General features: G+C 72.6%; 13 protein-coding genes and 1 pseudogene. 4 read left to right on the forward strand and 10 right to left on the reverse strand.

The window, feature by feature from the left end; genetic code table 11:
• The 3 genes and pseudogenes from Q0L15_RS01320 to gatC form a co-directional block, all read right to left on the reverse strand.
• A pseudogene (locus Q0L15_RS01320) lies at positions 1–501 on the reverse strand (Asp-tRNA(Asn)/Glu-tRNA(Gln) amidotransferase GatCAB subunit B); the annotation flags it as partial.
• Complete coding sequence (gatA, locus tag Q0L15_RS01325; RefSeq protein WP_296601693.1) at positions 498–2018, reverse strand: Asp-tRNA(Asn)/Glu-tRNA(Gln) amidotransferase subunit GatA; 1521 nt, start codon at positions 2016–2018, stop codon at positions 498–500. The pseudogene Q0L15_RS01320 and the gene gatA, both read right to left, overlap by 4 nt.
• Complete coding sequence (gatC, locus tag Q0L15_RS01330) at positions 2018–2317, reverse strand: Asp-tRNA(Asn)/Glu-tRNA(Gln) amidotransferase subunit GatC (protein WP_296601694.1); 300 nt, start codon at positions 2315–2317, stop codon at positions 2018–2020. Before gatC ends, gatA begins: the two co-directional genes overlap by 1 nt.
• 98 nt (positions 2318–2415) lie before the next feature.
• On the opposite strand from gatC, the gene Q0L15_RS01335 reads away from it, so the two are divergent.
• Together Q0L15_RS01335 and Q0L15_RS01340 are read left to right on the forward strand one after the other, a co-directional pair.
• Positions 2416–2931 carry a SigE family RNA polymerase sigma factor gene (locus tag Q0L15_RS01335; protein ID WP_296601696.1) on the forward strand — a complete coding sequence of 172 codons (516 nt, stop codon included), beginning with the start codon at positions 2416–2418 and terminating at the stop codon, positions 2929–2931.
• Positions 2928–4049 carry a hypothetical protein gene (locus Q0L15_RS01340; RefSeq protein ID WP_296601697.1) on the forward strand — a complete coding sequence of 374 codons (1122 nt, stop codon included), beginning with the start codon at positions 2928–2930 and terminating at the stop codon, positions 4047–4049. Before Q0L15_RS01335 ends, Q0L15_RS01340 begins: the two co-directional genes overlap by 4 nt.
• Positions 4050–4092: 43 nt before the next feature.
• On the opposite strand, the gene Q0L15_RS01345 is transcribed toward Q0L15_RS01340, so the two are convergent.
• Complete coding sequence (locus Q0L15_RS01345) at positions 4093–4395, reverse strand: hypothetical protein (protein WP_296601698.1); 303 nt, start codon at positions 4393–4395, stop codon at positions 4093–4095.
• Between the two features lie 116 nt (positions 4396–4511).
• Complete coding sequence (gene ligA / locus Q0L15_RS01350) at positions 4512–6578, reverse strand: NAD-dependent DNA ligase LigA (RefSeq protein WP_296601699.1); 2067 nt, start codon at positions 6576–6578, stop codon at positions 4512–4514.
• Positions 6579–6775: 197 nt separating this feature from the next.
• On the opposite strand from ligA, the gene Q0L15_RS01355 reads away from it, so the two are divergent.
• Both Q0L15_RS01355 and Q0L15_RS01360 read left to right on the forward strand, forming a co-directional pair.
• Complete coding sequence (locus Q0L15_RS01355; RefSeq protein WP_296601700.1) at positions 6776–7426, forward strand: TetR/AcrR family transcriptional regulator; 651 nt, start codon at positions 6776–6778, stop codon at positions 7424–7426.
• Entirely contained in the window at positions 7426–9087 is a 1662-nt protein-coding gene (locus Q0L15_RS01360; RefSeq protein ID WP_296601701.1) for an MFS transporter, read from the forward strand. The genes Q0L15_RS01355 and Q0L15_RS01360 overlap by 1 nt, the downstream gene beginning before the upstream one ends.
• A gap of 92 nt (positions 9088–9179) precedes the next feature.
• Here Q0L15_RS01360 and Q0L15_RS01365 read toward each other — a convergent pair whose 3' ends face one another.
• From Q0L15_RS01365 to Q0L15_RS01385, 5 genes are all read right to left on the reverse strand, one after another.
• Positions 9180–9716: a type 1 glutamine amidotransferase domain-containing protein gene (locus Q0L15_RS01365; RefSeq protein WP_296601703.1), complete on the reverse strand. Its 537-nt coding sequence runs from the start codon at positions 9714–9716 to the stop codon at positions 9180–9182.
• A gap of 36 nt (positions 9717–9752) precedes the next feature.
• Positions 9753–10766 (reverse strand): methionine synthase, encoded by a 1014-nt coding sequence (locus tag Q0L15_RS01370; RefSeq protein ID WP_296601704.1) that lies wholly within the window; start codon positions 10764–10766, stop codon positions 9753–9755.
• Positions 10763–11842, reverse strand: a complete 1080-nt coding sequence (mnmA, locus tag Q0L15_RS01375; protein WP_296601706.1) for a tRNA 2-thiouridine(34) synthase MnmA — start codon at positions 11840–11842, stop codon at positions 10763–10765. The genes Q0L15_RS01370 and mnmA overlap by 4 nt, the downstream gene beginning before the upstream one ends.
• A gap of 19 nt (positions 11843–11861) precedes the next feature.
• Complete coding sequence (locus tag Q0L15_RS01380) at positions 11862–13049, reverse strand: cysteine desulfurase family protein (protein WP_296601707.1); 1188 nt, start codon at positions 13047–13049, stop codon at positions 11862–11864.
• Positions 13050–13139: 90 nt separating this feature from the next.
• Positions 13140–13724: a DUF6801 domain-containing protein gene (locus Q0L15_RS01385; RefSeq protein ID WP_296601708.1), complete on the reverse strand. Its 585-nt coding sequence runs from the start codon at positions 13722–13724 to the stop codon at positions 13140–13142.
• Positions 13725–13782 lie beyond the last annotated feature (58 nt).

Raw genomic sequence — 13782 nt, forward strand, 5'->3', positions numbered from 1 at the left:
GATGCCGGCGCGGTTGTAGTCGACCAGCGAGTGGTCGGCGCCGTGGATGCGACCGGTGGCGCCACCGACGTGCAGCGACTTGCCGGTGTCCTCCTCCATGTGGGCGCGCTCGATCTCGACCCGGAACGTCTCACCGTCCACGTCGACGTCCATGTAGCCCTCGAAGCAGATGGGCTCGTCGTACTGCGAGGTCTGGAAGTTCTTCGGCATGTCCGGGTAGAAGTAGTTCTTCCGGGCGAACCGGCACCACTCCGCGATCTCGCAGTTCAGCGCCAGGCCGATCCGGATCGCCGACTCCACGGCCTTGCCGTTGACGACCGGCATCGCGCCCGGCAGGCCCAGGCAGGTCGGGCAGACCTGGGTGTTGGGCTCGGCGCCGAACTCCGTCGGGCAGCCGCAGAACATCTTCGAGGCGGTGTTGAGCTCGACGTGGACCTCCAGGCCCATCGCCGGGTCGTACGACGCGAGCACGTCGTCGAAGGCCACCAGGGTGTCGCTCATGCGGACGCTCCGTTCAGGGCAGGGGCCTTGTCGAGCAGTGGGCCGCCCCACTGCTCGGTCAGCGCGGCCTCGAGCGCGGCACCGACCCGGTAGAGGCGGTCGTCGGCCAGCGCCGGTGCCAGGATCTGGAAGCCGGCCGGCAGGCCGTCCTCGTCGGCCAGGCCGCTGGGGATCGAGATGCCCGGGACGCCCGCGAGGTTGGCCGGGATCGTCGCCAGGTCGTTGAGGTACATCGAGATCGGGTCGTCGAGCTTCTCGCCCAGCTTGAACGCCGTGGTCGGCGCCGTCGGCGAGACCAGCACGTCGACCTGGTCGAACGCGGCGGCGAAGTCGCGGGCGATCAGCGTGCGCACCTTCTGGGCCTGGCCGTAGTAGGCGTCGTAGTAGCCGCTGGACAGCGCGTAGGTGCCGAGGATGATCCGGCGCTTGACCTCGTCGCCGAAGCCGGCGTCGCGGGTCGCGCGCATCACCTCCTCGGCGCTCGCGTCGGGACGTCCCTCGGGCCACACCCTCAGGCCGTAGCGCATCGCGTCGAACTTCGCGAGGTTGCTCGACGCCTCTGCGGGCAGGATCAGGTAGTAGGTCGCGAGCGCGTGCACGAACGTCGGGCAGGACACCTCGACGACCTCGGCGCCGGCCTTGACCAGCAGGTCGACCGACTCCTGGAAGCGCGTCATCACGCCCGGCTGCCACCCGTCACCCGAGAGCTCGGTGATCACGCCGACGCGCAGACCGGCGAGGTCGCCGGCAGCACCACGACGGGCGGCGTCGACGAGCGACGGGAGCGGCTGGTCGATGCTCGTGGAGTCGAGCGGGTCGTGCCCGCCGATGAGCTCGTGCAGCAGCGCGGAGTCGAGGACGGTCCGGGTCACCGGACCGACCTGGTCGAGGGAGTTGGCCAGCGCGACGAGGCCGTAGCGCGAGACCCCGCCGTACGTCGGCTTCACGCCGACCGTGCCGGTGACGGCGCCGGGCTGGCGGATCGACCCGCCGGTGTCGGTGCCGAGCGCGAGCGGCGCCTCGAACGCGGCGACGGCCGCCGCGGACCCACCGCCGGAGCCACCGGGGATGCGGTCGAGGTCCCACGGGTTGTGGGTGGGGCCGTAGGCGGAGTGCTCGGTGGAGGAGCCCATCGCGAACTCGTCCATGTTGGTCTTGCCGAGGATCGGCAGGCCGGCCTCGCGGATCGTGCGCACCACGGTCGCGTCGTACGGCGGGATCCAGCCCTCGAGGATCCTCGAGCCGCAGGTGGTCGGCAGGCCGCGGGTCGCGAGCACGTCCTTGACCGCGATCGGGACGCCGTCCAGCGCGGAGGCGGGAGCTCCCGCGGCGCGACGCGCGTCGGAGGCGGCCGCCTGCTCGAGCGCGCCCTCGGCGTCGACGTGGAGGAAGGCGTGCACGGGGCCGTCGACGGCGGCGATGCGGTCCAGGTGGGCCTGGGTGACCTCGACCGAGGTCGTCTCGCCGGCGGCGAGCGCGTCCGCGATCTCGGCGGCGGTGCGACGGGTGATGGACATCAGGCCTCCTCGCCCAGGATCCGCGGGACGGAGAAGCGCTGCTGCTCGACCTCGGGAGCACCGGACAGCGCCTGCTCCGGGGTCAGGCACGGGGTGGTGACGTCCTCGCGGAACACGTTGGTCAGCGGCAGCGCGTGCGAGGTCGGCGGCACGTCCTCGCCGGCGACGCCGCTGATCGAGGCGACCGACTCGAGGATCACCGTCAGCTGCGGCGCGAGGTGGTCGAGCTCGGCGTCGGACAGGTCGATCCTGGCGAGGTCCGCCAGGTGCGCGACCTCGTCGCGGGTGATCTCAGGCATGGTGTCCATCCTAGGAGAGCCGGTCGGCGCCGCCCGCCGGTGGCCCAACCGATCCCGTGGCCACGGCGTCCTACTCCACGACCGCTCGAGGAGGATCGATGGCGAGACAGCTGACCGACGACGAGTTCACCGAGCTCGTGCACGCCGCGTGGCCCGGCCTGTACCGCACGGCGTACCTGATGCTCGGCGAGCACCAGCTCGCCGAGGACCTGGTGCAGACGGCCCTGGCGAAGACCTACGCCTCCTGGCGGCAGGTGAAGGACCCCGCCGCTGCTCCGGCGTACGCCCGCACGGTGCTCGCCACGACGGCCGCCACGTGGTTCCGCCGTCGGGGGTGGCGCAACGAGCGCCCGACCGAGCTGCTTCCGGAGCGTGCAAGCCACACAGACCCCAGCACCCGACCGGCCGTCGTCGACGCCCTGCGGAGCCTCGCTCCGCGGCAGCGTGCGGTGGTGGTGCTGCGCTACTACGACGACCTCAGCGTGCGCGAGGTCGCCCAGGCCCTCGGCATCACCGAAGGCACCGTCAAGAGCCAGACCTCCGACGCCCTGGGCCGCCTGCGCGTGCTCCTCGGCGACGCGGTCATCCCTGCCGACCTGGGGAGCACCCTGTGACCGAACGACTCAGCACCCTCCTGCACGACGAGGCCGACCACCTCGCCGTGCCCGCGCCATCGACCGCCGGCATCCTCGACGCGGGGCGTCGCCTGCGCCGTCGGCGGCGCGCGTTCCAGGCAGTGGGCGCAGGCGCCCTCGCCGCCGTGGTCGCGGCCGGCGTCCTCACCGCAGCCTCTCTCACCGGCGAGGACGGACAGCCCGACGGCAAGGGGGTCGACCCTGCGACGGCGGCCTACCTCGACCACGGCGCCTTCGCGACCGGGGAGACGGTCCACCTCGGCGACGGCGGGAACGTCGAGGTCGGCGAGAAGGTGAAGGTGCTCTACTACACCTCCGCCGGCCTCCTCGTCCGCAGCGGCACGACGCCGTGGACCGACGACCCGGGACCCTCGCACTACTCGCTCGTCGCACCCGACGGGACCCTCCGCCGCCTCGACCTCGACCTGGGCGACCGGGTCCCGGCGACCGACCCGGACCAACCGGTCGTGGCGTACGCCGACGCTGCCGGCCCCGGCCGGTGGGACGTCGTGGTGCGCGACGTCAGCACCGACGAGGAGCTCTCGCGCACCACGGTCGACGGGGCGTTCACCTGGGGCGGGTGGGAGGCACCACCCGTCGAGCTCGACGGGGGTCTCGTCTACGTCGGCCTCGACGACGAGACCGTGGCGGTCGACTGGCACGCTCGCGAGGTGAGCAGCACGACGCTCCGCGCGTCGAGCGTCCCCGAGGTCGCGGGCGGGTACGTCGTCCGCTCCAGCAAGCGATCGATCGACGTGGTCGACCTGGGGTCCGGCGAGGTCGTGTACTCCACTCCTGCGGACGGGTACCCGTACATCACCCTCTCTCCCGACGGCCGCTTCGCCAAGGTCGTCCAGCAGGACGAGCGGGAGGAGCAGGGCTTCACGGTGGTCGACCTGCGCACCGGCGAGGTGGCGACGATCGACCGCCCGGCCTGGGACTTCGGCTGGACCCCGGCCGGCAACCTGATCTCGGTCGACCTGAAGGCCCGCGAGCTCACCACCTGCGCGCCCACGACCGGCGAGTGCAGCAGCGGACCGGTCTCGGGCCCCGTCGGCGGCGAGCTCAAGCTGGCGGGGGTCTCCTACGAGTCCTGAGCACGCCGGTCGCGGTCGCCCAGCCTCGAGGACCGCGGCCGGCTCAGTGCTGGTAGGTGTGCTCGAGCAGGTGCCGGACGCGCTCGGCGTCGCGCGAGCTCGGGCAGCCGACGAGCAGGCGGTCAGGGGTCTCCTCGACCACGACGAAGCCGGCGCTGCGCAGCACGCCCATCAGCACGGCCGGGTCCTGGCCGGGTGGGACCGGGAACGTCTCCGCGTGCGCGGCCGGCTGGTGCAGCTCGGCCTCGGTGTGGCTGACGTCCCGTCCCCAGGTGCGCAGCAGCGCGAACACGGCCACCGTCACGGCCAGGATCCCGCCGACCACCATCAATGCGATCACGACCATGACGACCTCCCAGTGCGTGCGGGCCCGATCTCTGATCCCCCGAGCATGGTCCCGGTGAGATCCACGTCACGAGAGGCGTTCGTCCCGAGCACAGGGCCACAGGTCATCGCCCGGGCTCACCCGAGCGCGGCGGGGCCACCCTCCAGCAGCGTCTTGAAGCCGTCCTCGTCGAGCACGGGGACGCCGAGCTGCTCGGCCTTGTCGGCCTTGGACCCGGCGTTGTCCCCGACGACGACGTAGTCGGTCTTCTTCGACACCGACCCGGCGGCCTTGCCGCCGCGCGCCAGGATCGCCTCCTTGGCCGAGTCACGGCTGAAGTCGACCAACGACCCGGTGACGACCACCGTCAGGCCCTCGAGCGTGCGGGGCGTGGACTCGTCGCGCTCGTCGGCCATCGTCACCCCGGCGCGCTCCCACCTCTCGACGATCTCGACGTGCCAGGGCTCCTTGAACCACTCGATCACCGCCTCGGCGATCGTCGGCCCGACACCCTCGGCCGCGGCGAGCTCGGCCTCGGTCGCCGCGCGGATCGCGGCCATCGAGCCGAACTCCTGGGCCAGCGCCCGCGCCGCGGTGGGGCCCACGTGGCGGATCGACAGCGCCACCAGCACCCGCCACAACGGCACCCGCGTGGCCTTCGCCAGGTTGTCGAGCAGCCGCTGGCCGTTGGCGCTGAGCTGGGGACCGTCCTCGCCCTTCTTGGGTGCGCGGGTGAACAGCGGCGCCCGCAGCAGCTTGCCGGCGTCCAGGTCGAAGACGTCGCCCTCGTTGGCGATCACCTCGGCGTCGAGCAGCGCGACCGCCGCCTCGTAGCCCAGGCCCTCGATGTCGAACGCACCGCGCCCGGCGACGTGGAAGACCCGCTCGCGCACCTGCGCGGGACAGAACCGGTGGTTGGGGCAGCGGCGGTCCTTGTCGCCCTCCTTCTGCTCCACCAGCGGGGTGCCACAGGCGGGGCACTCGCTCGGTCCGACCCAGGGCGCGAGGCCCTCGGGGCGCAGCGCGAGCACCGGGCCGAGGATCTCGGGGATCACGTCGCCGGCCTTGCGCAGGACGACCGTGTCGCCGGGCCGCACGTCCTTGCGCTCGACCTCGTAGTAGTTGTGCAGCGTGGCGTTCTCGACGGTCGAGCCGGCGACCTTGGTCGGCTCCATGACGCCGTACGGCGTCACGCGGCCGGTGCGGCCGACGTTGACCCGGATCTCGAGGAGCTTGGCGTTGACCTCCTCGGGCGGGTACTTGAAGGCGATCGCCCAGCGGGGCGCGCGGCTGGTCGAGCCGAGGCGGCGCTGGAGCGCCACGTCGTCGACCTTGATCACGACGCCGTCGATCTCGTAGGGCACGATCGTGTGGCGGTGCTCGCCGGCGTTGGCGATGTAGCCCTCGACCTCGGCGAGGGTCGGCACGACCCGGACCTGGTCGCTGATCGGCAGGCCCCAGGCGGCGAGCGCCTCGTAGGCATGCGACTGGGCCTGCGGCTCGAAGCCGCGCCGCTCACCGATGCCGTGGCAGACCATCCCCAGCGCGCGGGTGGCCGTCACCCGGGGGTCCTTCTGGCGCAGTGATCCGGCGGCGGCGTTACGCGGGTTGGCGAAGACCGGCTTGCCGGCCTCGGTCATCGACTCGTTGAGCCGCTCGAAGGCGGCGACCGGGAGGTAGACCTCGCCGCGCACCTCGATCAGGTCGGGGACCGGGAACTCCTCGGTGCCGTGCAGGCGGTGCGGGACCGCCTCGATCGTCTTGACGTTGGGGGTGACGTCCTCGCCGGTCGTGCCGTCGCCACGGGTGAGCGCTCGCACCAGCCGGCCCTGCTCGTAGAGCAGGTTGATCGCGAGCCCGTCGACCTTGAGCTCGCACAGCAGCTCGGGGGCCTCGATGCCGTCGCGGCCGAGCCGGGCGTACCACGCCTCGACCTCCTCGGTCGAGAAGGCGTTGTCGAGGCTCTCCATGCGGCGCAGGTGCGCGACGGCGGTGAAGTCGGTGGAGACGGCACCGCCGACCTTCTGCGTCGGGGAGTCGGGGGTGCGCAGCTCCGGCAGCTGCTCCTCGAGCTCCTCCAGCCGCCGCATGCGGCGGTCGAAGTCGGCGTCGTCGAGCGTCGGGCTGTCGAGGACGTAGTAGCGCCAGCGGGCGTCCTCGATCTCCTCGGACAGCCGGCGGTGCTCCTCGCGTGGGTCGCTCACGCAGGTCATTGTGCCGGGGCCGACCGACACCCCGCCCGGTCACCGTCCTCCACGCTCCGGTCCAGACCACTCCCAGGCGTGGCGGGAAGAAGTTCACGAAATATCCGTTGGGCCGGAATGGGAGGCGTGCCTACGCTGTTCTGCGATGAAACGAAACCGTTTCGTTTCATCCATGTGAACGGAAGCCGAAGGACACGATGACCCCCACCGAGCGCCCCCGCATCGAGGGCGACCGCGAGCAGGAGATCCTCGACGCCACGCTCGAGGTGCTGGCCGACGTCGGGTACGACCGGCTCACCATGGACGCCGTCGCCGCCCGGGCGAAGGCCTCCAAGGCCACGCTCTACCGGCGGTGGAACAACAAGGTCAGCCTGGTGATCGAGGCCCTCCAGCACTCCAAGGGCGTCAGCGAGCTCCCCGACACCGGGACCCTGCGCGGCGACCTGCAGGGCATCTTCTGCGGGATGGGCGGCCTGGTGGACCAGCAGACCGTCGCGACGTTCGCGAGCGTGCTGACCGCCATCGCCCGCGACGCCGACTTCGCCGAGGCCTTCCGCCGCGAGGTGGTCGGCCCCAAGATCGCGCTCTCCCAGCAGGTCTGGCAGCGCGCCCGTGAGCGCGGCGAGATCGGCCCCGAGGTCGACCTCTCCCTGCTCGAGCCCGCCCTGGCCGGGATCGTGCTGCACCGGGTCTTCGTCATGGGCGAGCAGCCCGACGCCGACCTGATCACCCGCGTGATCGACCAGATCATCCTGCCGGCCGCCACCTGTCGCGGGCCGGTCTCCGACTCGACACACCCCTCCCCCCTCCCGTCCCACAAGGACTCCCTCAAGGAACAGGAAGACTGATGAGCGACGTCACCAGCACCGAGCGCGCCGAGGGCGCGGACACCACCGCACCACCCGGCAAGACCGTCCACCTGGGATGGGCCCTGGTCCTCATCTCGGTGGCCCAGCTGATGGTGGTCCTCGACGCCACCATCGCCAACATCGCGCTGCCGTTCATCGGCACCGACCTCGACATCGACCAGGCCAACCTGTCGTGGATCGTGACCGGCTACGCCCTGGCGTTCGGCGGCCTGCTGCTCCTCGGCGGCCGCCTGGGCGACCTCTACGGCCGCCGCCGCATCTTCAGCCTCGGCCTGCTCACCTTCGCGACCGCGTCGTTCCTCGGCGGCATCGCGACCAACGAGGCCCTGCTGCTCGGCGCCCGGGGCCTCCAGGGATTCGGTGCAGCGCTCGCGTCACCGGCCGCCCTCGCGTTGATCACCACCACGTTCCCGGCCGGCCCCGCCCGCAACCGCGCGTTCGCGGTGTACGCCGCCATGTCCGGCGCCGGCGCGGCCGTCGGCCTGATCCTCGGCGGCTGGCTGACCGGGCTCGACAGCTTCCTCGGCTTCGACGTCGAGGGGTGGCGCCTGACCTTCCTCATCAACGTCCCCGTCGGCGTCATCGCCGCCCTGCTCGCGACCCGCATCCTGGTGGAGTCGGAGTCCAGTGACGGCCACCTGGACATCCCCGGCGCCGTCACCGGCACGCTCGGCCTGCTCGGCATTGTCTTCGGCCTGACCCGGGCCGGCGAGGCCGCCCACGGCTGGGGCGACGCGTGGACGATCGCCTCCCTCGTGGCCGGCGTCGCACTCCTGGCGACGTTCGCGTTCATCGAGTCCCGCGTGGCACACCCGCTGCTGCCGATCCGGATCTTCCGCAACCAGACCCGGGCCGCCAGCTTCCTCGCGATGATGCTCGCCCCGGCGGCGATGTTCGCGATGTTCTACTTCCTCAGCCTGTTCATCCAGCAGGTCGTGGGCTACAGCCCGCTGCGGGCCGGGTTCGCGTTCCTCCCGTTCTCGTTCGGCATCGTGCTGGGGGCGAGCATCTCCTCCAACCTGGTCAACCGCATCGACGCCCGCTACATCGCCGGCGTCGGCACGCTGATGGCCTCGGTCGCGCTGTTCGCGTTCTCGCGCATCTCGATCGACGACTCCCCCTCCGCCGTGCTCGCGGCGATGGCGCAGGGCGACCCGGCCGGCACGGGCGTCAACTACTGGACCTCGATCTTCCCGTGGGTGGTGCTCATGGCGACCGGCATGGGCGCGGTGTTCGTGCCCCTGACCCTCACCGCCGTCCACCACGTGCGGGCTGAGGACTCCGGCATCGGCTCCGGCGTGCTCAACACCATGCAGCAGGTCGGTGGCGCCCTGGGCCTGGCGACCCTGAGCACCGTCGCCCTGCACTTCACCAACAACCGGGCCGACGAGGTCGGCGGCCAGCTGGCCTCGGGCCTGCAGCAGAACGGCATCGACCCGAGCGCGACCGTGCCCGGCAGCTCGCTGAGCTACCTCGACCTCGCCGGGTTCCAGGCCACGTTCACCGAGGGCGCCACCCACGCGTTCCTGGTGGGCTCGGCGCTGATGCTCGGAGCGTCGGCCGTCGTCTGGGCGTTCTTGAACGTCAAGCACCGCGAGCTCGCCACCGACGGACCCGAGCCCCCCGTCCACGTGGGCTGAGACAGTCCCCTCCCACTCGGTGGCACAAGACGATGCCCACCCCCGCTCGCGGGGGTGGGCATCGTCGCGTCCGTACGGCGTGAGCCGATCGGTCAGGACAGGGCGTCCTCCAGGGCCTTGATGAAGGCCGGGAGGTCGTCGGGGTTGCGGCTGGTGATGAGGTTGCCGTCCACGACGACCTCCTCGTCGGTCCAGGTGCCGCCGGCGTTGCGGACGTCGTCGGCGAGGCTCGGGTAGCTCGTGAGCCGGCGCCCCCGCGCAAGGCCGGCCGACACCAGGAGCCACGGCCCGTGGCAGATCACCGCCAGCGGCAGCTTGAGCTCCATCGCCTCGCGCACGATGTCCTGGGCGCGGGGCTCGGTGCGGATCGTGTCGGCGTTGACGGTGCCGCCGGGAACCACCACCGCGGACACCGTGCCGACGTCGAGGTCGTCGAGGGTGCCGTCGACCTCCACCTTCTGGGTGGGTGTCGTGTCGCCCTCGACGGCCTGGATCGGGTCGGTGCCGGTCGAGTAGATGCGCACGGTGGCGCCGGCCTCGCGCAGCGCGTCACGAGGCTGCACGAGCTCGGCCTCCTCGAAGAAGTCGGTCGCGATGATGGCCACGGTCTTGCCCGTCAGGTCACTCATGGCCGGCCGGTACCCGTGCGCCCGCGACGGGATGCGTCAGCCCGAGAGGCTGGCGGCACTGGTGTGCAGCAGCTCGAGCGCCCGGCGCGCCCACGCACCCGAGGCGCCCGCCAACCCGCAGGAGGGGGTGAGGACCAGCCGCTCCCCCACCTCGGCGAGGTCGAGCCCGACCATGTCCAGCCAGCGCAGCACGCCCTCGGTGATCGAGGCGTCCGACGGGGCCTCAGCCGGGTCGAGCGCCGGGACGACGCCGAGCGCGACGCTCTGCCCCGCCTCCAGCGCCTCGGCGAGCACGTCGTGGTCGGCCGCCGACGCCGCGGCGAGGTCGACCGACAGGCCGTGGGCGCCCGCGCCGCGCACCAACCCGAGCGGCGTGCCGGCCGCACAGCTGTGCACCCACGGCTCGCCACCGGCCGCCGCGATCGCGTCGAGCACCCAGGCGAGCGCCTCGGACGCCTCGGGTGGGTGGATGGTGCGGTGGCGACCGAACCCGGACGCGGTCGGGACCGCGGCCGCGAGCACGGCGGCCAGCGCCGGCTCGTCGACCTGCACGATCAGCCGCTCGACGCCGGGCAGGCGTCGGCGTACGTCGCGGACGTGGTCGCCGAGGCCCTCGGCGAGCGCCTGCGCCAGCTCGCGCCGGGCACCGGAGTCGGCGAGCACCTTGTCGCCGCGCGGGCGCTCGACGGTGGCGGCGAGCGTCCATGGCCCGGCCACCTGGATCTTGAACGCGCCCCGGTAGTCCTGGGTCTGCTCCTCGAGCGTGTCGAGGTCCTGGGCGAGCAGGCTGCGTGCGCGGCGGTGGTCCGCCCCGGAGCCGCTCATCGTGCCCGTCAACCGCCAGCCCGCGGGCTGGAGGTCGACGCCGAGCTCGGTGACCACGGCGAGTCCACGGCCCGTGATCGCGGCGCCCGCGCCTCGCCCCGGGACCTCGGGCAGGTGCGGGAGGCCGTGGTCGGCCGCCAGCTCGCCGACGACGAGGCGCACAGCCTCGTCGTACGCCGCCTGGTCGTCGCCGGGATAGGACCCGACCCCGCTCGCCCGGCTCACGCCGTCGCCTCGATCGTGGCCGAGCCGACGACGCGAGTGCCGTCGTAGACGACGGCGGCCTGCCCGGGGGCCACGCCGTACGCCGGCTCCAGCAGCTCGATGTCGACGCTCTCCCCCACGCTCACGCGGGCGGGCAGCTCCTCCCCGTGCGCGCGCAGCTGCACGGTGCCCTCGAGCCGCTCGGGCACCGTGCCGCACCACCGCGGACGGATGCCCCGCAGCCGGCGCACGGCCAGCCGCTCGCGCGGGCCCACGGTGACCGTGCCGGACACCGGCTCGATGTCGAGCACGAACCGCGGCTTGCCGTCAGCGGCCGGCCGGCCGATGCGCAGGCCCTTGCGCTGCCCGATCGTGAAGCCGTAGGTCCCGGCGTGCTCGCCGAGCACCTCGCCGGACTCGTCGACGATCGTGCCGCCGTGGTTGGGCGCGCGGTCGCCGAGCTTCTCGCGCAGCCAGCCGGCGTTGTCGCCGTCGGCGACGAAGCAGATGTCGTGGCTGTCGGGCTTGTCGGCGACCAGCAGCCCGCGCTCGGCCGCCTCGCGGCGCACGTCGGCCTTGGTCGAGCCGCCCAGGGGGAACATCGAGTGACGCAGCTGCTCCTGGTCGAGGACGCCGAGCACGTAGGACTGGTCCTTGCCGTGGTCGATCGCCCGGTGCATCTCGACGAGGCCGTCCGGCCCGGTGCGCAGCTGGGCGTAGTGACCGGTGGCGACGGCGTCGAACCCCAGCCCGAGCGCCCGGTCGAGCACGGCCGCGAACTTGATCTTCTCGTTGCAGCGCAGGCACGGGTTGGGCGTGCGGCCGGCGGCGTACTCGTCCATGAAGTCCTCGACGACGTCCTCGTGGAAGCGCTCGCTGAGGTCCCAGACGTAGAACGGGATGCCGATGACGTCGGCCGCACGGCGCGCGTCGTTGCTGTCCTCGATCGTGCAGCAGCCGCGGGCTCCGGAGCGGTACGACGCCGGGTTGCGTGACAGGGCCAGGTGGATGCCGGTCACGTCGTGCCCCGCCTCGGCCGCCCGCGCGGCGGCCACCGCGGAGTCGACGCCGCCGGACATGGCGGCGAGGACCCTCATCGCTGAGTCACCGGGCGGGTCACCGCCGGGCTGCCCGGGCCCGCTCGACGACCGGCCCGATGGCCGCGACGACCGCGTCGACGTCGGCCTGGGTGGAGGTGTGGCCCAGGGTGAAGCGCAAGGAGTGCCGCGCCGCCTCGTCGGTGCAACCCATCGCGAGCAGCACGTGGGAGGGCTGGGGCACGCCGGCGGAGCACGCGGACCCGGTCGAGCACTCGATCCCGCGCGCGTCGAGGAGCATGAGCAGCGAGTCGCCCTCGCAGCCGGGGAAGCCGAGGTGGGCGTTGCCGGGCAGCCGGTGCTCGGGCGCAGCGCCGTGCAGGTGGGCGTCGGGGACGACCTCGATCACGCGTCGCACCAGGTCGTCGCGGAGCGCGGCGATCCGCGCTGCCTCCTCGGCGCGCTGCTTGACGGCCAGCTCGACGGCGGCGGCGAACCCGGCGATCGCCGGGGTGTCGAGCGTGCCGCTGCGGATGTCGCGCTCCTGCCCGCCGCCGTGCACGAGCGGGCTCACCGAGACCTCGCGGCGCACCACGAGCGCGCCCACGCCGTAGGGACCGCCCAGCTTGTGCCCGGTGAGCGTGAGCGCGTCGACACCGCAGGCCGCGAAGTCGACTGGCACGTGGCCGACCGCCTGCACCGCATCCGTGTGGACGGGGATGCCGTGCTCGGCGGCGATCGCGACCACCTCGTCGATCGGCTGCAGGGTTCCGACCTCGTTGTTGGCCCACATGACCGAGATCAGCGCGACCGAGTCGGGGTCGCGCTCCACGGACGCGCGCAGCGCCTCGACGTCGAGCAGGGCGCGGTCGTCGACGGGCAGCAGCTCGGCCCGGGCGTCGTCGGCCTCGACGAGCCAGTGCAGCGGGTCGAGCACGGCGTGGTGCTCGATCGCGGTCGTGAGGATCCGGGTGCGGCGCGGGTCCTCGCCACGACGCGACCAGAACATGCCCTTGAGGGCGAGGTTGTCGGCCTCGGTACCCCCGGAGGTGAACACCACCTCGCCGGGCCGGCAGTCGAGCGCCTGGGCGATCGTCTCGCGCGACTCCTCCACGACGCGCCGGGCCCGCCGACCCGAGGCGTGCAGCGAGCTGGCGTTGCCGACCGCGAGGAGGTGGTCCCTCATCGCCTCGACCGCCGCGGGGACCATCGGGGTGGTCGCGGCGTGGTCGAGGTAGGCCGTGGGGCCGGCGTCGGGGTGGGTCATCGCACCGCCCAGCGTACGGCGCGGTGCGATGACCAGCCCAACCGAGTCGGCCCGCGGCCTACCCGTGACCGAGCGGCCCGGACGCGTGGGTCAGCGGGTGACCTTGATCGTGCCGAGCTTGGTCGGCGCGCCGTCGGCCACCGAGCACGGGAACGGCGAGCTCGGCACCGGCTGCCCGTCCTGGTTGTCGGCGTTGAAGGTGAACGACGAGGGGATCTTCACGGCGTACGTGCCGGGCTTCTTGAGCTTGAAGCCCTTGGCCGTCCCCCGCGCCTGGAGCGTCATCGCGCCGCTGTCGGGCACGTCGGTGCGCGGGATGGTCACGCCGGCGAGCGCCACCTTCTTCGACCCCACGCTGTACTTGATGTCGCTCGCCGAGCCGGACAGCGCGGAGATGCCGAGGATGTCCCGCATCGGCGTCACGAGGCTCTCCGGGATGACCACCGTCATCTTGACCGGGCGCTCGGCGACCGCCTTCGAGCGCTTGACCTTGGTCGGCAGGTCGATCTTGATCGTCACGGCCATCGTCTGGTCACCCAGCGCCGTGGTGCAGGTGTAGCTGCTCTTGAGCGAGACCGGCTTGGCCTCGGCCGGCGCGGCCACCAGGGCGGTGCCGCCCACGAGGGCGGCGGTGGCGCCGAGAGCGGCGAGTCGTGCGTGCATGCGCATGGACATGTGTTCTCCTCCCGAGAGCCGCGCCCCTCCCGGGCGCGGACGTGAAACGGACGATAAC

The organism is Nocardioides sp., assembly GCF_024509035.1.
Lineage (GTDB): Bacteria > Actinomycetota > Actinomycetes > Propionibacteriales > Nocardioidaceae > Nocardioides.